Genomic DNA, 20,182 nt, shown 5'->3' on the forward strand with positions numbered 1-20,182 from the left:
ATTGTTTATAAATCTTAGGATGCTGAAAGCTTATCGAAATAATTAGCTAAATTATTATTTTAAAAATAATATTTCTGTAAATAAACTTTATTAATTCTAGTCTGGATATTTTTTAATACTATTCTCATCCTCAATATATTTGTTAGAAAATATTTTCAATCCAATATTTCTTAAGTATATTGCTGTTTATAAAGAAGATCTTCTTTAATGAAATGTTCAAAAAATAAGACTTGGTTTTCCAGTGTATTCATTCTCTTTTTACCCATTCTTTAGCATTTTTTCGAATGATTTAATTGACCATTGAATACTTGTTGTACATCTAATAAAGATATTTTCATTTCATCGCTTTCCATTTTTTTTTATTCTATATTTATCCACCTAAACTAACATATCTATATAAAATCCGTTCTCTATACCCCCACTTAACAATAACTCCTTCATTATTTAGCCTTACTTTTCTAATGATTTAATTTAAAACAAATGGCATTTTGTGTGCTTGACTGCAATAGGACAGGGCACTATCCTTTGCCTGCTGGCCACATTGCCAGTCGGTCGTCGCGGACCGTCCCTTAGGAGCATTAAAGGTTTTATACTTTTAGTGTGTACACCCTCGTGCCCCCTCTATGGTGGAACGGAGGGGGACACCCTTGGGTGTGCTGGAGTCTTAAGGCCAGTCCGCGAACCCCCTTCGTTCTGCCACCATAATTTTAATGTCGGCAGAACTCCCAATAAAAAGGAGTTGGCTTTGCACATCCATTATTTCTTGGCTCTCAATGCCAAAAGCTATAACGACACAACTTAAAAATTAAAGCAGCTTGATTGCCCCAAGGTTTTCAGGCTTAAAGTCATTTTTACTTAAAACTTAGCAACAACAAACTTGAGATGTGCCAAGCACAGTCTTTACGGCTCTGCTGTGCCTTTTTTCTCCCAAAAAGGGCACAGGCTTTTTATCTCATTTAGAAACAACAAGAATTTATAACGGTAAAACTATGCCAAAGTTAGTGCTTTCTTCCCGTGCCATACAAGTCATCAACAAGTCGATTGATTTATTTCACCATCGTGGCTTTCATACCGTTGGGGTAGATAGAATTGTGAAAGAATGTGCAATTACTAAAGCGACTTTTTATAACTTCTTTCATTCAAAAGAACGGTTTATTGAAATCTGCTTGATCGTCCAGAAAGAACGATTAAAAGAAAAAGTGGTCTCAATTGTAGGGTACGATCAAGATACAAGCGCGGCCAATAAACTCAAACAGCTTTATTTCTTACACACCGATGTAGAGGGGATGTACTACCTATTATTTAAAGCCATGTTTGAGACAAAACTGACCTATTCAAAAGCCTATATCACCGCAGTGAGATATCGCACATGGCTGCTGCATGAAATCTATAGCCAGCTTATAAAACTAAAAACCGAAACGTCTTTTCAAGACGCCAAACTATTTTTATATATGATTGAAGGCGCAATTATTCAGCTTTTAAGCTCAGATGAGGCAATCGAGCGGGAAAGGATGTTGGATTATTTTTTATGCAGTTTAGGTAGGTGATGTAAAATGCTGGGCTGATAATAAAAAAATATTAGACCGGTCGTCTATCAAGCTATATAGTTAGGCCTTACTTTGTTGACCTTCTAGTTTAAAAGAGAAAATTAATGTCTATTATTCTTCATCATTTAAATGCTTCACGCTCATTTCGCATTCTGTGGTTACTTGAAGAAATTAATCAACCATATGAATTAAAAAGTTATTTCCGAGATAAAACTACAAATCTTGCACCTCAAGAATTAAAAAACATACATCCTTTAGGAAAATCACCTGTGATTGAGCTTAATGGAAAAGTAATTGCTGAATCAGGTGCCATTGTAGAAATTTTGATTGAAAAGTTTGCTCCTCAACTGATGCCCGCGAAAGATTCAGACAGTTATCTTGATTATTTACAATGGGTTCATTTTTCAGAAAGTTCTGCTATGGTTCCATATTTATTAAATATTTTTAATTCGATTGAGTTAAAAAATGGCACTCAATTAAAGTTCTTAGATCAATATGCGCAGACTGAGTTGGATAAAGTATTTTCATATTTAGATCAACAATTAGTAGGCAAAAAATTCTTAGTAGGCGATTGCTTAACGGGTGCAGATTTTATGATTGGTTTCGTAGTCTATGGTCTAATTAATTCTTTAAATATTCGTTCAAAATATCTCAATATTGAACAATATGTAAAAGGTTTAGAAAACCTAGAAAGCTGGAAAAAAGCCATGTCTATTGAACAAAATCTTCATCAACAGACCAATGCCTAAAAATTGCTGTAAGTCATTTTTCCAATATTGTTTAGCTGCTCAATTGGCTCGTATTCATTATTTCATGAGTTCTGCTAAACCAGCGAGTTAAAGACCCCGTTGTTTTAAAATTATGATTTGAAACTCTTGTACCTCTAATTGATAACAAGAGTTTCTAAGTCTATTTAAACTACATTTCTGAGTTCATTTGCCGTGTTACGCAGCAATGGCAAAATTTGCTGAACTAAATAATCTTCTTGTACACGGTTGGTTTGAGACATACAGTTAAGCGCTGCTATGGCTTGACCTTGTGCGTTAAAAACGGGCACTGCAATCGCAATCACGCCAAGTTCATGTTCTTCTTTAGAAAGACAATAATCCGATAACGAAATACCCTTAAGCACTTCAAAAAACTTTGACTCATCTACTATGGTAAAAGGCGTTAAGCGTTTTAAACCATAATTTTTTACCCAAGTATGCTGAGCTTCTTCAGGTAGTGCTGCCAGCAATACTTTACCTGTAGACGTGGCATGGGCAGGGAGACGGTTTCCTAAATGCATACCATAAGGGCTAACACGTAAATTATCTTGCTGCGGTAAATAACTACGGGCAATTGGCACCACTTCGTTATCGTCCAGAACCACAATCGAAAAAGTTAGAGATGTCTGCGCACACAAAAGATTTAGAAATGATTGAGCAACTTTAGGCAGGTGCGCAGAGCTTAAATAAGAACTCGAAAAGCGCAGCACGCGATGAGTGAGCCAAAAGTAATGTTCATCGGTTTCTAAATAACCTAAGTATTTTAAAGTTTTTAGATAACGCCTTGCCGCTGTACGACTAATGCCTGTTCGCTCGGCTACTTGAGTGACATTAAGCCGCTGGCGATCCGTTCCAAAAGCTTCGAGTAAAGCCAAGCCTTTTGCTAACCCTGCAATGTAGTCTTCTTGACGAATTTTCTCATGCGAGTTTGGGTGCTCTAAAAAAGCATCGAGAGAAGGCATCCTTTCATTCCTGTTATTTTGGTTGTTTCTGTCCGCTATTCGGACAAACTAAATGATAAACGGTTATTTTCGTCTTGGATACATAGTGCACAAAACTTAAAGCCAGTAATTTAAAAGTCAGGATGAAACAAGGATGAAGTTATGGATATTTTAAAGACACAGGTTGCAATTATTGGTTCTGGACCAGCAGGGTTATTGCTTGGGCAACTTCTATATAAAGCTGGCATCGACCATATTATTGTTGAGCAACGTAGTGCTGAATATGTGGCTTCACGGATTCGTGCAGGAATTTTAGAGCAGGTTTCGGTCGACTTACTGAAACAAGCGGGTGTTGACCAAAATTTAAAAGACAAAGGATTGCCGCATTCGGGCATTGAAATCTTAACCAACGGTGAATTGCATCGCGTTGATTTGGCTGCACTCACGGGTGGCAAACAAGTGACCGTATATGGTCAGACCGAAGTCACCAAAGATTTAATGACTGCGCGTGAAGCAGAGCAGCTCACTTCATTTTATGAAGCTCAAAATGTACAAGTGAAAGATTTTTACACTGCGCCAAAAGTTGAGTTTGAGTACCAAGGTAAAGCCTTTCAAATTCAGTGTGACTTTATTGCTGGTTGTGATGGCTACCATGGTGTCTGCCGTGCCAGCGTGCCAGAAGATAAAATTAAGACCTTTGAAAAAGTTTATCCGTTTGGCTGGTTAGGGGTGTTGGCAGACGTTCCACCTGTAGCGGATGAACTCATTTACGTACAGTCTGAACGTGGATTTGCTTTATGTAGTATGCGTTCAGAAACACGTAGCCGTTACTATTTACAAGTTCCTTTAACAGATCACGTCGAAGATTGGTCGGACGAAAAGTTCTGGGATGAGTTAAAAAATCGCTTAGATCCTGAAAGCCGTGAAAAGTTAGTAACCGGACCTTCTATTGAAAAAAGTATTGCGCCGTTACGTAGCTTTGTGACCGAGCCAATGCGTTTCGGAAAACTATTTTTAGCAGGTGATGCTGCGCATATTGTTCCACCGACAGGAGCAAAAGGCTTAAACCTCGCTGCTTCTGATATTGCTTATTTATCAAGTGCGCTAGTTGAATATTATGTTGAAGGTTCCGAGCAAGGTATAAATGAATACTCTGAAAAATGCCTACAACGTGTATGGAAAGCGGAGCGTTTTTCTTGGTGGATGACCCATTTATTGCATCGTTTTGAAACTGAAAGTGAGTTTGATCACAAGATTAAACAAGCTGAGTTAAGTTATGTGCTTGGCTCGATTGCAGGTAAAACCACATTGGCTGAAAACTATGTCGGTTTGCCTTATGAGATTAAGCAAATTGATAGTTTTAAGCACGCAAGCTAAAGGCTAGATAAGAAATAAAAAGGGCATGCAAATGTCCTTTTTTTATATAAAAAACTGGCTGGAATAAGATCGCTTAAAAGATGTGATTTGGCTAAAAGTAGCCCGATACTTTTCAAAATATAGGGCTACCTATCAATTCATCTAAAGTTTATTCAGCGGTTGCCGTAACTTTTTTATTGGTTAATATTACTTGTTGCTGAGATAGAAGGGGCTTAACCACTTGTTGATTAGAGTTACTCCACGGGATATAGGCTTCTGTCAAAATATGACCTGTAAGACTGGTTAAATCACTCGTTTTAACTTCTGCATTGCCTTGACGACCAAATAATACAACTTCATCACCTGCTTTGGCCTCTGGAATATCTGTTACATCAACCATAACAGTATTCATTGATACTCGACCCACCACTGGCGCTTTTTGTCCATTGATTAATACAAAAGCTTTATTACTAAAACTACGACGGTAGCCATCCGAATAACCTACAGGCAAATTTGCGAGTCTAGAGTCACGTTTTAAAGTATAAGTTTGGTCATAACCTACAGTTGAATCTTTCAGGTAATTATTCACTGCAGCAATTTGTGTTTTAAATGCCATCATACCTTTAAATTCAGGGTGATTAGGAAAATCTCCATATATAATTGCGCCTGCACGAACCATATCTAAATGTGATTCAGGAACGTTTACGGTAGCAAATGAATTAGCTGTATGTAATGTTAATTCTTTACGATTAAGTTTGGCTTTTTTAATCAACCATGCGGTTTGTTCATTAAATTGCGCCAGACGCTCACGAACAAATTTTTCATCTTCTACGGCATAGTGAGTCATAATGCCGTCAATTTTAAGATGGGGAAGTTTGGTGATCGCAACAGCTTGTTCTTTACCTAGAGCCGTAGACATTTCAAGACCATTACGATCCATACCGCCTGAATTTAAAGCCAAGCTGTAATGAACAGTTGTATTGTTCGCTTCTGCCCACTTAGACATACGGGCAGCTTGGTCATAATTACCTAAAAGCTCTTCAATATTTAAAGCCTGTGCATTGATAATTTCACTATCTGTGGCGGTACGTAAACGTGTAATTTTGCCTTTATAGCCATGCTTACGCACCATAGCCGCTTCAGCATTACTGGTAATCCCAATACAAGATACGTTTAACTTCATAACACTTGGCATCAGTAGATCAATACTATGGCCGTATGCGTTAGCTTTCATGACTATACAAAGTTGTGTTTTGCCATTAAGTAACTGATTTGTCTTTTTAATATTATCTTCAAAAGCTTGAGTATCAATTTCTATCCATGCATTGGCTGTAGGAGCAGGGCTTACTTCATTTGTAACATGGGGAGTAAGTAAGGGAGCTGCATGAGCAAATTGCACCGAACCGAATAATATTAATGCACAGCTATAAGCGAGATGAGTAAATTTTGTTTTAAGTTTCATGAGTTTTTAATCGTTCCTGATTGAATATATTTTACCTTTCGGTATATTTCTATGATTAATTACAGCAATACAATTAATTTGCTTTGCGAAATTACATATTTTTTCGTAATAATATTTCCTCCTTAAAATATTATGAGAAGTATTAAGCGAGCCTAAAGCCACCTTAATTTTATTAAAAAATATTGTCATGATTTAAATCATATTAATTAAATCTAAATATACATTCGTAAAAAAACAATAGAAAAATTTACTATATTTTCTAAGTGTTATTTTTTTAATCTAATTGTACCTATTGTTTTTTATTTAATTCTATAAAAATTATGATTTTTTAAAAAATATAGAGTTTTATTATGGTTGGAATTTAGTCTATTATACTTTGTAGATGATATTTATTATCATTTGATATTTGGTGGATTGTTGACTAAATATCTGTAAATTAATATTTTTTTTGATAAAATTTTTCTTGGTCTTTTGAATATGTAGATTTATAAAAATAAAATAATTTTAGAGTGCTATAACACAATTGCTCAATTTTTAAGTAAAATATTTATTTTTAAAAATTACTAATAAATTAATTTAATTTTTTTAAATAAAATATTTGTTAGCCAAAATAAATAATTACCTGACATTAGATATTAAAATTGAGATTTAATTTTTCATGAGACAATGCAACTAAAGGCTTTAGTTTCCTTGTTTGAGCTAATTTTTTATCCACTGTTATGGCTAAATTAAGATCAAAATATTAAGGTGTATTTAATGCGGTATTTAAGTGTTTTAGTTTTAATAAAGATAATAAGTATATAATAACTTTAATGAAAAAATAGTTTTTTTATAGTTGTGAATGTGGTTGTAAGTTTTTATTTATTATTATATTTTAATTCTGAAAGATAGTAGTGTAGATATCAGTTAATTGTAAACGATATCTAAAAATCAACTTTTAAGTGAATCCCTATATCTATTGGAAGATTAAATAATGAGCTTTTTGATAAGTCTGGTGGTTAGAATATAAAGCTTATCTATGAAAATATTAATAAATAATTATTAATGAGTAGATGGATGGATACCCCAAAATTCTCTTATTTAAAATTGTCAAATTAACTTCTTTAATGAAGGTGAACTCTAAGTAAGTTTCTCTAAATAATTATATTTTTAAGAAATACTTAATGGAAGAATAGGTGTGAATTATAATTTTTTAACCTTTATTATAACTGTGTTGATTATTAATCTATCACCAGGCCCCGCTATGATTTATGTAATGAATCAATCATCAAAATATGGAATAAAAGCAGGATTAAAGGCAGCAGCAGGGGTAGAGTTTGGTGTCTTCTTCTTGTACCTTCAGATTCTCACCCTGCTTGGCTGCATTTTCTCTTATATGGGCTAATTTTTAATTTTGGAGGTATTTGTGTGAATGTGACAGTTGGAGCAATGGCGCGAAAATTAAAAACTATTATACAAAGAGTATCATGGTTTGATTATGTTCCACCGCTTTTGTTCTTATCTATTGCTGTTTTAAGCATAGCGCAAGCGGGGTTGTGAGTTTGTATTGTTGGAATTTCTACTTTTCATCACGATCGTACTATTATCATGGTCTATTTTTTATGGAAAAGCTGAATTGAAAAAAGCGGGGAATAGGACGTATTTTGCTTAAAAGATCAGCATTAATAAAAGCTTTTGTCACATTTTTTCAGTATATTGCTATTAATTTCTTTATTTATAAATTCTAAGTTTGTATGGAACAGGACCAAGCTCGCATACCTAAATATATTCCTATCCGCGATGCAATTGCCCACGATATTGAATCTGGCGTATTAAAAGCCCACGCAAAACTCCCTTCGGAAAGGGTGCTTTCTGAACAATTCCAAACCACTCGTGTTGCTGCACGTGAAGCTTTGTTGGCTTTGGAAACTGATGGTTTGATTTATCGCTTAGATCGCCGTGGTTGGTATGTCCGTTCTCCTCGTATTATTTATCACCCGCAATCTACCAAAAACTTTAATCAGTTTGTGATTGAACAAGGCTATGAACCTTCGACAGAAGTGATTTCGAGTGAACTGACTCAGGCCACTTCTTGGGATGCCAAGCATTTAAAAGTTGAAAAAGGGCATCCGATTTATTCAGTTTGGCGACGTCGTTGTATTAATGGACGACCTGTTTTGGTTGAGCATTTACGTGTTAACGCCGAGTTTTTCCCTGAGTTCTTAACTCATGATCTTAAGCAATCGATTACTTTACTGATGGCAAATCAATATAACTGCCATATCACTAGAGCCGACATTAATCTGTATCCAACCGCTTTATCGGAACAGCAGGCCAAAGCACTGCATGTCAATGTAGGTGCACTGGGTTTATATATTCGTCGTAGTAACAGAAATGAAGAAGGCGTAATTACTGATGTCGACCAAGAATATTGGCTACATGATGTTTTAGATTTACATTTCGAAGCGCGAGCATAAAAATACAATCTGGTTTAAACCAGATTAATTAAACTGTCATATAAAGCTGTTGAAATACGATCATCAAATAATTGCATTCGATGGTTTGCAGATGAAACAGTATGTTCAACAGACAATCAAACTCGGCACTGCATCAGTTTTAGGTGTGGTGGTCGCTATTCAAATGGGATGTTCATCAGCAACATCAAAAAACTCAGAAGAAATTACAGTCTATACGGCAGTGGAAGCCGACCAGCTCAAACAGTACCAAGAGGAATTACACAAAGCCTATCCAGAGCTAAAAGTAAAATGGGTACGTGATTCAACAGGGGTGATCACCGCTAAACTTTTGGCAGAGCAGAAAAACCCACTAGCGGACGTGGTTTTTGGTGTGGCTTTAACCAGTTTGCTGGTCATGGAAAAAAAGGACATGCTTGAGCCTTTCCAACCTGAAGGTGTGCAAAATTTAAAACCAGAATTTGTAAGTCAAAAACCTGTACCGACTTGGACGGGTATGGATGCATGGGAATCTGCAATTTGTGTCAATAAAGTCGAATTAGAAAAACGTAAGCTACCTATTCCAAAAACTTGGAAAGATTTAACCAACCCCATTTATAAAAACCTGATTGTGATGCCAAATCCGGCTTCGAGTGGCACAGGCTATTTAGATGTCACGGCTTGGATGCAAATTTGGGGCGAAAAGCAGGCATGGGACTATATGCAGGCTTTAGATAAAAACATTTCACAATATCCTCACTCTGGTTCAAAACCTTGCAAGATGGCAGCGCAGGGCGAAATCCCAATTGGAATTTCCTTCGGTTATCCAGCCTTTAAATTAAAAGCAGAGGGTGCACCTTTAGAAGTAGTTTATCCAACTGAAGGTTTAGGCTGGGAAATGGAAGCCTTAGCAATTGTGAAAGGAACCAAGAAATTAAGTAGCGCACAAAAATTTATAAATTGGTCGGTAAGCAAAGCGGCAAATGAAGCCTATGCCCATAACTTTTCAATGGTGGCCTACAAAGGCATTGAAAATACCACCATGGACTTCCCGAAAAACCTTCCCCAAATGCTCGTAAAAAATGATTTTTATTGGGCGGCAGAGCAGCGTGAACGTATTTTGGCTGAATGGTCAAAGCGTTTTGAAAAGTGATCTTTTGGATAAGGGCCTTATTATGCAAATTCCTTCGTCATTGCAATCATCTCTGCTGGGTCAAAACCAAAAGGCCGAGTTAGCAGGGCATTTATTGTCGACATTAACGACCTATAAATATCCTGAACATGGCCCTTCGGTTTTAGAAGTGGTGGATATCCAAAAAAAGTTTCAACACTTTCAGGCCCTAACGCATATTAATTTAGACCTGAAAGCTGGCGAGTTCGTGAGCTTTTTGGGACCTTCTGGATGCGGTAAAACCACATTGCTACGCATAATTGCGGGTCTAGAAAAACCTGATTATGGAAAGGTTATAAAAAAGGGCGCAGACATTACTTTGTTGAGTGCTGAAAAGCGTCACTGTGGCATTGTGTTTCAGAACTATGCGTTATTTCCAAACTTAAATGTTGAAGAAAATATTGCGTTTGGCTTAGACAAAAAGAAATGGGATAAGGCACATCGTAGTCAACGAGTTCAGCAATTATTAGAACTGATTGAATTACCCGATATTGCTAAAAAATATCCAAATCAATTGTCGGGTGGGCAGCAGCAACGTGTTGCGCTTGCTCGGGCAATTGCACCGAAGCCTGATATTTTACTGTTGGATGAACCATTGTCTGCACTTGATGCTCAGGTACGCCTGAACCTTAGACAAAAGATCCGTTCGATTCAATCGCAGCTTAATTTGCCAACCATTATGGTCACACACGATCAAGAAGAAGCATTAAGCATTTCTGACCGTGTTGTAGTCATGAATCATGGTGTCATTGAGCAAATTGATACGCCGCACAATATTTATTACAAGCCACAAACCCAATTCGTTGCAAAGTTTATTGGCACCATGAACTTTTTAACTGCCACTTGTTTAGTCGCCAATCAGCTCGAGGTTTTAGGTTTTATTCTTCTAAATTTGGAACAGCAAAAACTTAAAGCAGGGCAAAACTACAACATTGGTTTTAGACCGGAAGCTGTCGAGTTGGTTGATGATTTTGGTAGTGATAAAGAGTCATTATATCTGCCAGTTAAAGTATTAAGCACTGAGTTTTTAGGCGCAAAACGCCGTTTGTTTTGCACTATTCATATTGATGGAATTGAGCAGGCAAAGCACCTTTTGCAAATTGAAGTTGAAAATACCAAGTTCAAATCTTTGCAAGAACTCATGTTTATAAAAGTACCTAATCAGCTCATTCATGTCTTTGACGAACAAGGGTACGCACTATGTTAAATGAAGCTGCTTCAGCGGTTTTAAAAACACAGCCGCGTCGAAAAACTGAATATTCATTAAGATCAAATATTGCTTTAGCAAGCGTTGCAATCGCTTTGACTTTAGCAATTATTGCTCCTTTAATGATGCTGTTTGAAACCGCATTTTTTGATGAAAATCAAAATCTTGTTGGCCTTGAAAATTTTTATAATTATTTTGCAAGTCCAGCTTTACTCAGCTCTGTATTTAACTCGATGTGGGTTGCTTGTGCTGCTACTGTCATTACAGTATTTCTTGCCAGTATTTATGCTTTTGCACTCACCAATGTAAATATAAAAGGCAAAGGCTTCTTTAAAGTGGTCGCTTTTTTACCTATTTTAGCGCCGTCACTTTTACCGTCTTTGGCATTGGTTTATTTGTTTGGTAAGCAAGGTGTGTTTAAACCTTTACTGGGCGATATACAAATTTATGGTCCAATCGGTATTTTAATCAGTTATTGCTTTTGGCTATTTCCAGCAATTTTGATGTTGATGATGGTATCTTTTCGCAGTGTCGATCAGCGTTTAATTGAGGCATCTTTGTCGCTCGGCAAAAATATCTGGAAGACGCATTATCATGTCACGTTACCTGCAATTCGTTATGGACTCATTAGCGCAAGTCTAGTGGCTTTTATTTATGTGCTGACCGATTTTGGTATTCCGAAAGTCATTGGCGGTTCATTTAATATGATGGCACTTGATGTCTATAAACAGATTATTGGTCAGCAAAATATGAGCATGGGTGCGGTAATTTCCATCTTATTGTTGTTACCAGCAGTTTTTGTATTCATTTTCGATCGTATTCAAAGCAAACGCCATGCACGTTTTCAAGCTTTTCAGGCTAAACCTTATGTTTCAGCATCGAATAAAAAACTGGAAGTCGTTCTGAGCTTATTTTGTGGGTTGGTTTCAGGTGCGATTTTACTAATTATCTTTACGGCAGTGCTGGCTTCATTCATTCAGTCTTGGCCTTATGATTTGTCTTTAACCTTAGCACATTACAGTTTTGAATATGTCGATGGCGGCGGTTGGGCAGCGTACTTTAACTCGGTTCGTATGGCACTCTTTAGTACGGTTTTTGGAACAGCACTGATTTTTATGGTGGCACTATTAACCGAACGTTTTAAGGCACACCCACTCATTAAAAACTATGTGCAAGCTTTGGTTTTATTACCCCTTGCTGTACCAGGGTTGGTGCTAGGTATTGCTTATATTTTGTTTTTTAACCAGCAAAGCAACCCTTTAAATGTGCTGTATGGAACCATGACCATTTTGGTGATTTCAACCATCGTGCATTATTACACCGTCCCACACCTGACTTTAACCAATGCCATTAAACAGATTCCGCTACAGCTCGATCAGGCAGCACAAACTCTAGGAACATCGAAGGGGAAAACCTTTTGGAAAGTGTATTTGCCAATGTGTTTTCCTGCGCTATGCGATGTATCGGTCTATGTTTTTGTGAATGCCATGACGACTGTGTCGGCTGCGATTTTCCTCTATTCACCAGACACCAGTTTAGCTGCGGTAGCTGTTTTAAATATGGATGATGCGGGAGACACGGTTCCCGCTGTTGCGATGAGCATTTTGATTTTAACCACCTCATGTGTTGTAAAACTCATTCACTGGTTATTTACCAGAAAAATTATGGCAAAAAGTCAGCAATGGCGTGAAAGTTCTCACTAAGTTTTAGCTAAATACAATTTTTATTTAACCGACTGAAACGAAATGCTTTGTTTAACAAGGCAAGGGTTTATTCATCCTAAATTTCGCAAATTGGAAGTCTTATGAATAACGCACAGTTTGATTTAATTGTTGTCGGAGCTGGTATTTTAGGTTTGTCCGCTGCAATACAGGCGCAAGAGCAAGGCTTAAGAGTCTGTATCTTTGAGAAAAATGCCAAGCCAGTGGGGGCTACTCGTCGTAATTTCGGCATGGTCGGAACTTCGACATTAACCCATCCAGAGCAACAGTGGCGAAAGTACGCACTTGAAACGCGTTCTTTTTATCAGCGTATTCATGCTGAAACCGATATTTCATTTGCTCAACGCCAAGGTGTCTATCTGGCGAACACTGCACTTGAATGGCAGGTTTTAAATGAGTTTGCCGAGCGTGCAAATAATTATCAAATACCTGTGCATTTACGAAGTCATGATGAGCTGGTCACCCAATTTTCCTATTTGAACCCCGAGCAGCAGTTTCAAGGCGGTTTGGTTTTTGAAGAAGACTATTCGGTCGAACCGCATGTGATTGGGCAGCGACTATTGGCATATGCCGAAAAAAACGGTGTGGAGATTTATACCAATGCCTGTGTTGTTCAAACCCAATATCAGCATGAAAGTTGTCAGGTTCGTTTGGCAAGTGGCGAGGCATATCGGGCAAATAAAGTTTTGATCTGTCACGGTGAAGTGATCGATATTTTATATCCAGATCTCTTACAAAGTTTAAATCTGAAACGTTGTGGCCTACAAATGGCTCTGACTCAACGGTTTCACCAAAAATTAAATGCTTCTCTTTATTCAGGCTTATCTATTTCACGTTATCCGGCTTTTGAAATTTGCCCAAGTCATGCGGAGTTGGTTAAAGCGTCACAACAAGGTTTCATTAAAGAATTCGGTATTCATATTCTGATTAAACAAAACGAATTTGGCGAACTCATCGTAGGTGATAGCCACGAATATCATTCGATTAATGAAGCGCCTCAGTTCGAGCAGCGTGAAGAGATTAATGAATTTATTCAAGCTTACTGCCATGAAAAATTAGGGCTGACTTTACCTCCAATTCAAAAACGTTGGAATGGTTATTACCTGACTCATGAACATGAGTTGGCCTGTGTCACTGAAGCTGAAAAAAATATCTTTCTGGTGAGTGCGATTGCTGGCAAAGGCATGACTACAGGGGCTGGCTTTATGAAAGAAATATTAGAACAAAATATTTACTAGTTTGTCATCTGGTTTAAACCAGATTGATGTATATTGAAATGAACGTGAAAGAAATGAGTACCATTATGAACATGCAACCCCAACTCGATATGGATTTAGAGAACAAGTATTTGCTTCTCACACCAGGACCATTAACAACATCGGCAACAGTACGCCGTGCTATGCAAAAAGACTGGTGTACTTGGGACCAAGAATATAATTCGCTTGTACAAGATATCCGCTCTCGATTGGTCAATTTGGCAACCAGTCAGCCTGAAAAATATACGGCTGTGTTAATGCAAGGCAGTGGTAGTTTTGCTGTGGAGTCTGTGCTTGGTTCAGCTATTCCACGTGATGGCAAAATCTTGATCATTAATAACGGCGCATACGGTGCACGTATGGTGCAAATGGCGCGTTGCCTAAATATTGAAGTGATCGAGCTGAACTATTTAGAAACCCAAACACCAGATTTACAAGAAGTTGAGCGTGTTTTAAAAGATAAAACTATTAGCCATGTTGCTTGTGTGCACTGTGAAACTACCACTGGTATTTTAAACCCGATCCAAGAGATAGGCCGTTTAGTTAAAGCGGCAGGAAAAATCTGGATTGTAGATGCCATGAGTTCATTTGGTGGAGTACCTATGGATATGGCTGAGCTTGAAATTGATTTTCTAATTTCAAGTGCAAATAAATGTATTCAAGGTGTTCCGGGCTTTGGGTTTATTTTGGCAAAGCGTGATTGCCTAGAAGCATGTAAAGGTTTAGCTCGTTCGGTCAGCCTCGATTTGTATGATCAGTGGAACACGATGGAACAGCATAACGGCAAATGGCGCTTTACCTCGCCAACCCATGTGGTGCGTGCTTTTTATCAAGCATTGCTTGAACTTGAGGCAGAAGGCGGTGTTGCTGCACGTTATCAACGTTATTTACAAAACCAGCAAACCTTATCGCAAGGTATGCAAAAACTGGGCTTTGAATTGGTACTCGGTGAAGAGTGCCCACAATCACCCATCATTACCACTTTTCTTTATCCAACAGCCAAGTCTTTTAGCTTTCAGTCTTTCTACGAAACCCTGAAAAAATCAGGCTATGTGATCTATCCAGGCAAAGTCACCGATCTCAACTGCTTCCGTATTGGCAATATTGGCGAAGTTTATATTCAAGACATTGAAGGGCTTCTTGCTGCAATTGTGAGCTACTGTGAAAGCCATCCCAATCAAGCTGTAACAGCATAACTTTTATTAAAACATTTGAATTAAAGGGAATACATCATGACAACCAACAATACACAAATTCAGGCTGTGGTTTTTGACTGGGCTGGTACAACTGTAGATTTTGGTTCACGCGCACCGATTTTGGCTTTTATGGCTTTATTTAAAGACAATAAAATTGAAATTACGGTTGAAGAAGCTCGAGCGCCAATGGGTTTAGAAAAACGTGACCATATTGCAGCAGTTTTAAAAATGCCGCGTGTAGCGACTGCATGGCAGGAAGTATATGGGAAGCCTGCAACTGAAGCAGATATTGATCGTTTATATAAAGACTTTATTCCTTATCAGTTAAACTCTATTCCGAAATGTTCTGCTTTAATTCCAGGCGCATTAGAAACGTTTGAGAATATTAAAAAGCGTGGTGCAAAAATCGGCAGTAACACGGGTTATGCATCCATGATGATTGGTCGTTTGGTCAAAGATGCTGCCGATCAGGGTTATCGACCGGACTGTATCGTTACGGCAAGTGACGTGAAATTTGGCCGACCATATCCTGAAATGTTATGGAAAAACTTAATTCAACTCGATGTATCTGATATCAAAACTGTTGTAAAAGTAGATGATACCGTGGTGGGTATTGATGAAGGTTTAAATGCAGGGTGCTGGACAGTAGGACTTGCGGTTAGTGGTAATGAAGTCGGTTTAAGCTATGAAGAGTGGAGTGCATTATCGGCTGATGAACAGATTGTTCTAAAAGATAAGGCATACCAAAAAATGAATGCGTCGGGTGCTCACTATGTGATTGATAGTGTCGCTGATTTGCCAAATGTACTCGATGATATTGAACGCCGTTTGGGGCAGGGTGAACGACCTTAAACAAATGTTTAGGTCAATATATTTTTAAGCTTAGCTCCCTTGGGAGCTAAGCTTACCTAAAAAATTAAAATGAAGAGTAATAAACTCTACATATGTGGAAATAAGGAATAACTTTGAGGAGTAAATTCCTTATTTCCGGCTAATGATTTAAAACTAATGTTTAGATCGTTAGCACCATCAATCAGATAGGCATATGACCTATCTGATAGATCTTTTTATGACTTTTGAGGGTCATATAATTTTTCTTTAATAAATAGGGCTGGTATCACACCACAAATTAGGTAGGCAGCACCCATCACGACAAAACCTAAACCAATAGACCCGCCAGAGGCTAAAAAACCAATCGTTGCAGGGGCTAATGCAGCGCCTAAACGTCCGACGTTATAAGCACCACCGATGGCTGTACCGCGAATAGCAGTCGCAAAACTTTCGGTCATGTAGGTTGCATTTACGCCATACGGGATGCCGTAGAGGAAACCAAAGGTCACCAGTAAATATAGAATGTTGCTTGGCGAGTTATAAAAAACAATCAGAGGTAGGAAAATAGCAGTACCGATTGCACCAAAAGCATAGGTAAAACGACGTCCTAATTTATCTGCCATCATGCCCGCAAGGACTTTACCTAAAATCATGGCGGTATAGGTACCTACCATATAAGCCGTCATTTCCTTAAATTTCATACCGAGTTCACTTTCAAGGTATGACGGCATCCAGTTATTTACACCATAGTAGCCAAACTGTAAAAAGCCTGCCGTTAATGCCCATAAGATAAACATATTACGGTTTCGTTTATCTTGGAAAATAAGCTTAAATGCCGAGGTTTTCGATGCGTTTTGAGTCACAACAGGTTGTTGTAGTCGAGACTTTTGCCATGCTTCTGGTTCTGGTACAAGCACATGCATGAGAACGGCAATAACAACAGGAATAATCGCAACATAAAACAGCATGCGCCAGCCATGATCAGGAATAATCCAGCCTGCAAGCAAAGTTGCAACAATGTAGCCAACCGTCCAACCTGCTTGTAAAGTGCCCAGTACTGTAGTGCGATAACGGGTTGGAACATATTCGGCCATGAGGGTATTACAGGCGATATAAAGTGAACCCAAACCCAGTGATGCAAAAAATCTTAAAATACCAAACTGAAGAAAGCTTTGGGTGAAACCTAAGCCACAGGTGAGGAGCGAGAAAGTTAAAATAGAAATAACCACAATGCGCACGCGACCAAATTTATCGCACGCCCATCCCCCAAAAATTCCACCAACAGCCATACCTGCTAATGTAAAACTGCCAAGCATACCTGCTTGTACTGAACTTAATCCAAAATCTGCCTTAATACTATTTAAGCTATAAGACAGCAGCATCAAATCTGCACCATCTACCAATAGTGCTAGAAATGCAAAAATAAATGCTATTTTCCACGTATGAGGCTGTATACGAGAAAGACCTTCTTTGTAATTTGTAGCCATAATCCATTACCTACATTTGATAAAAAGCACTTCAAGTCGTTTTAAAGTGCTTAAAATTTGATTAAGACGCAGCGCGAATCATATTTCGGGCAATAATCACTTGTTGAATTTGAGTGGTCCCTTCATAAAGACGGAAAAGACGAACATCTCGATAAAAACGTTCAATGGCATATTCACTGATATAGCCCGCACCGCCGTGAATTTGTACGCAGCGATCAGCAACGCGGCCACACATTTCGGTTGCAAACATTTTTGCGCAAGAGGCTTCCGTGCTAACGTTTTGCCCTGCATCGCGTAGGCGTGCAGCGTCTAAGACCATACATTTAGCGGCATAAATCTCGGCTTTGGAGTCAGCAAGCATGGCTTGAATGAGTTGGAATTCGGCAATCGGTTGTCCAAATTGCTTGCGTTCGATGGCGTAATTTAAAGAATCGTCTAGCATTCGTGTTGCTGCGCCGACACTCAAGGCAGCAATATGCAAACGGCCTTTATCGAGTACTTTCATGGCCGTTTTAAAACCAACACCTTCAACACCGCCAATGAGTGCCGAAGCAGGGATGCGGCAATTTTCAAAAATAACGTCACAGGTATGGGCACCTTTTTGTCCCATTTTTTTATCGCGTTTGCCAAGAGAAATGCCTGGAGTTTGGCTATCAACAATAAAGGCAGAAATGCCGCCAGCACCTTTAATGTCAAAGTTTGTGCGTGCCATGACTGTAAATACACCAGCATGAGGTGCATTGGTAATAAAGCGTTTAGTGCCGTTTAACACATAAAAATCGCCATCTTTTACTGCACTGGTTTTTAAAGATGCCGCATCAGAACCTGCGTCCGGTTCGGTTAAGCAAAAAGAGCTGATCACTTCACCACGTGCTAAACGTGGCAAGAAAAATGATTTTTGTGCTTCGGTCCCATCAATAATCAGGCCACTTGAGCCAATGCCATTATTGGTTCCAATCAGAGAGCGAAAAGCAGGAGAGGTACGACCTAATTCAAAAGCGACATAGACTTCTTCTTCCATTGTTAGTCCAAGACCTTCGTATTCTTCTGGAATGGTTAAACCAAATAAGCCCAGCGCTTTCATTTGCTCAACGATATCTTGAGGAATTTCATCCGTTTCGGCGACTTCATTCTCATGAGGAATTAATACACCTTCAACAAATTGTCGAATCATATCAACAAGTTGATTTAAGGTTTCCTGATCTCGAATCATAGTCTCGTCCTTTTACTACATGCAGAAAACATCAATGTGATGTTCGTAAAATCACCAATATTTGAAGCGATAGTAATCAAAGGATGAACGCAAAACAATATATTTTGAAAATTAATTTCGCAATGCGATACTTTGTTGTTGATTTATGTTTGGCTAATTTATTGATTTATTTGAGCTATATTTCCTTATAAAAAATCATTATTTTTAGTGGAAAATTATAGTTTGATTTTTCAAAAGAGCTGTGTATATTAAAAATATATATCGCTATGCGAAATTTTAAATGGATAAGTTTTCCTATAGGAAATAAGTCACAAAATATAGTGGGATGAAGATGGGTGCTTTAAATGGAATTCGGGTACTTGACTTAAGTCGAGTATTGGCTGGACCTTGGTGTGGACAGATTCTTGCCGATTTAGGCGCAGAAGTCATCAAGATTGAACGACCGAAAGTCGGTGACGATACCCGTTCTTGGGGGCCACCTTGGATGAAAGATGACTCAGGCCAAGACACCCAAGAAGCTGCTTATTATCAGTCTACCAACCGCAATAAACTATCGGTTGCCATCGACATTGCCAGTTCTGATGGTCAAGAATTGATTAAAGCCCTCATTCAAGACACCGATGTCGTGATTGAAAACTACAAAGCGGGGTCTCTAAAAAAGTACGGCTTGGATTATGAGTCTTTATCTGCGATTAACCCTAAACTGGTGTATTGCTCAATTACAGGCTTTGGTCAAACTGGCCCAAGAGCAGAAGAGCCTGGTTACGACTTTATTATTCAGGGCATGGGCGGACTCATGTCAGTTACAGGTGAGCGTGATGATTTGCCTGGTGGTGGACCACAAAAAGTAGGGGTCGCATTTTCCGATTTAGCCACGGGTCTTTATTCTACGATTGCCATACAGGCTGCTTTACTCAACCGCCATGTAACAGGTTTAGGCCAATACATTGATATGGCTTTGCTTGATGTTCAAATTGCCACAATGGCAAATCAGGGAATGAACTATCTTTCATCGGGTAATATCCCTAAGCGTTATGGCAACGCACATGCCAATATTGTGCCTTATCAGGTATTTAAAGCTTCTGATCGTGATTTTATTATTGCATGTGGAAATGACACTCAGTTTATTCAACTCTGTCGAAGTATTGGTTTACCCGATTTACCAAATGATGCGCGTTTTGCCCGAAATGCGGACCGAATCAAGCATCGTGATGAAATTATAGGAATTTTACAAACTCACTTTTTAACAAAAACAGCTGATGAATGGGTAGATGCAATCTATGCGGCTAAAGTTCCAGTAGGTGTGATTAATAACTTGGAACAAGCTTTTCAAGAGCCGCAAGTCATTGCCCGAGAAATGTTAGTCGAGATGAACCATCCTCAACGTGAAAAATTGAAGGTAATTGGCTCACCAATCAAACTTTCTAGAACACCCGTTGAATACAAAACAGCACCGCCGCTGCTGGGAGAACATACGCAGGCCATTTTGGGAAGAGTGGTTTCTTCAGAAAAACTGGCTGAGCTCAAAGAAAAAGGTGTAATTGGGTAGGTGGCTTAAAAGCGGAAGGTTAAAATTATATTTAAAATCAGAAAAT

The 20,182-nt window shown here is 38.3% G+C and carries 16 protein-coding genes and 1 pseudogene; 12 read left to right on the forward strand and 5 right to left on the reverse strand.

Annotation, left to right across the window (positions count from 1 at the left end; all coding sequences use genetic code 11):
• Positions 1–96: 96 nt before the first annotated feature.
• Positions 97–338 (reverse strand): annotated as a pseudogene (locus tag MKX14_RS12795) (hypothetical protein).
• A gap of 651 nt (positions 339–989) precedes the next feature.
• Here MKX14_RS12795 and MKX14_RS12800 point away from each other — a divergent pair.
• Complete coding sequence (locus tag MKX14_RS12800) at positions 990–1,547, forward strand: TetR/AcrR family transcriptional regulator (RefSeq protein ID WP_240282612.1); 558 nt, start codon at positions 990–992, stop codon at positions 1,545–1,547.
• Between the two features lie 104 nt (positions 1,548–1,651).
• Complete coding sequence (locus tag MKX14_RS12805) at positions 1,652–2,296, forward strand: glutathione S-transferase family protein (protein ID WP_033850306.1); 645 nt, start codon at positions 1,652–1,654, stop codon at positions 2,294–2,296.
• 164 nt (positions 2,297–2,460) lie between these two features.
• On the opposite strand, the gene pobR is transcribed toward MKX14_RS12805, so the two are convergent.
• Complete coding sequence (gene pobR, locus MKX14_RS12810; RefSeq protein ID WP_240282613.1) at positions 2,461–3,276, reverse strand: IclR family transcriptional regulator PobR; 816 nt, start codon at positions 3,274–3,276, stop codon at positions 2,461–2,463.
• 141 nt (positions 3,277–3,417) lie between these two features.
• Here pobR and pobA point away from each other — a divergent pair, with 141 nt between their 5' ends.
• Positions 3,418–4,632, forward strand: coding sequence for a 4-hydroxybenzoate 3-monooxygenase (gene pobA / locus MKX14_RS12815; RefSeq protein ID WP_002114537.1), 1,215 nt, complete (start codon positions 3,418–3,420; stop codon positions 4,630–4,632).
• 148 nt (positions 4,633–4,780) lie between these two features.
• Here the strand turns inward: pobA and alr are convergent, their stop codons facing one another.
• Entirely contained in the window at positions 4,781–6,073 is a 1,293-nt protein-coding gene (alr, locus tag MKX14_RS12820) for an alanine racemase (protein WP_240282614.1), read from the reverse strand.
• Between the two features lie 1,177 nt (positions 6,074–7,250).
• Here alr and MKX14_RS12825 point away from each other — a divergent pair.
• The 8 genes from MKX14_RS12825 (at position 7,251) to phnX (ending at position 15,908) form a co-directional block, all read left to right on the forward strand.
• Positions 7,251–7,457 carry a hypothetical protein gene (locus tag MKX14_RS12825; RefSeq protein ID WP_240282615.1) on the forward strand — a complete coding sequence of 69 codons (207 nt, stop codon included), beginning with the start codon at positions 7,251–7,253 and terminating at the stop codon, positions 7,455–7,457.
• A gap of 349 nt (positions 7,458–7,806) precedes the next feature.
• Entirely contained in the window at positions 7,807–8,529 is a 723-nt protein-coding gene (gene yvoA / locus MKX14_RS12830; protein WP_032052979.1) for a UTRA domain-containing protein, read from the forward strand.
• Positions 8,530–8,620: 91 nt separating this feature from the next.
• Positions 8,621–9,658, forward strand: coding sequence for a putative 2-aminoethylphosphonate ABC transporter substrate-binding protein (locus MKX14_RS12835; RefSeq protein WP_240282616.1), 1,038 nt, complete (start codon positions 8,621–8,623; stop codon positions 9,656–9,658).
• A 22-nt stretch (positions 9,659–9,680) separates the two neighbouring features.
• Positions 9,681–10,883 (forward strand): ABC transporter ATP-binding protein, encoded by a 1,203-nt coding sequence (locus tag MKX14_RS12840; RefSeq protein WP_240282617.1) that lies wholly within the window; start codon positions 9,681–9,683, stop codon positions 10,881–10,883.
• Entirely contained in the window at positions 10,877–12,586 is a 1,710-nt protein-coding gene (gene fbpB / locus MKX14_RS12845) for a putative 2-aminoethylphosphonate ABC transporter permease subunit (RefSeq protein ID WP_240282618.1), read from the forward strand. The genes MKX14_RS12840 and fbpB overlap by 7 nt, the downstream gene beginning before the upstream one ends.
• Before the next feature lie 101 nt (positions 12,587–12,687).
• Entirely contained in the window at positions 12,688–13,842 is a 1,155-nt protein-coding gene (msoX, locus tag MKX14_RS12850) for a TIGR03364 family FAD-dependent oxidoreductase (protein ID WP_240282619.1), read from the forward strand.
• 26 nt (positions 13,843–13,868) lie between these two features.
• Entirely contained in the window at positions 13,869–15,056 is a 1,188-nt protein-coding gene (phnW, locus tag MKX14_RS12855) for a 2-aminoethylphosphonate--pyruvate transaminase (protein WP_240282684.1), read from the forward strand.
• A 36-nt stretch (positions 15,057–15,092) separates the two neighbouring features.
• Positions 15,093–15,908 carry a phosphonoacetaldehyde hydrolase gene (phnX, locus tag MKX14_RS12860; protein ID WP_240282620.1) on the forward strand — a complete coding sequence of 272 codons (816 nt, stop codon included), beginning with the start codon at positions 15,093–15,095 and terminating at the stop codon, positions 15,906–15,908.
• A 215-nt stretch (positions 15,909–16,123) separates the two neighbouring features.
• Here phnX and MKX14_RS12865 read toward each other — a convergent pair whose 3' ends face one another.
• On the reverse strand, positions 16,124–17,374 hold the full coding sequence (locus MKX14_RS12865; protein ID WP_240282621.1) for an MFS transporter: 1,251 nt from the start codon (positions 17,372–17,374) through the stop codon (positions 16,124–16,126).
• A 61-nt stretch (positions 17,375–17,435) separates the two neighbouring features.
• Positions 17,436–18,587: an acyl-CoA dehydrogenase family protein gene (locus MKX14_RS12870; RefSeq protein ID WP_004747580.1), complete on the reverse strand. Its 1,152-nt coding sequence runs from the start codon at positions 18,585–18,587 to the stop codon at positions 17,436–17,438.
• 331 nt (positions 18,588–18,918) lie between these two features.
• Between MKX14_RS12870 and MKX14_RS12875 the strand changes: the two genes are divergently transcribed.
• Positions 18,919–20,136: a CaiB/BaiF CoA transferase family protein gene (locus tag MKX14_RS12875; protein ID WP_240282622.1), complete on the forward strand. Its 1,218-nt coding sequence runs from the start codon at positions 18,919–18,921 to the stop codon at positions 20,134–20,136.
• The last annotated feature ends 46 nt before the right edge of the window (positions 20,137–20,182 follow it).

The sequence above is a fragment of the Acinetobacter pittii genome, from assembly GCF_022449185.1.
Classification (GTDB): domain Bacteria; phylum Pseudomonadota; class Gammaproteobacteria; order Pseudomonadales; family Moraxellaceae; genus Acinetobacter; species Acinetobacter pittii_I.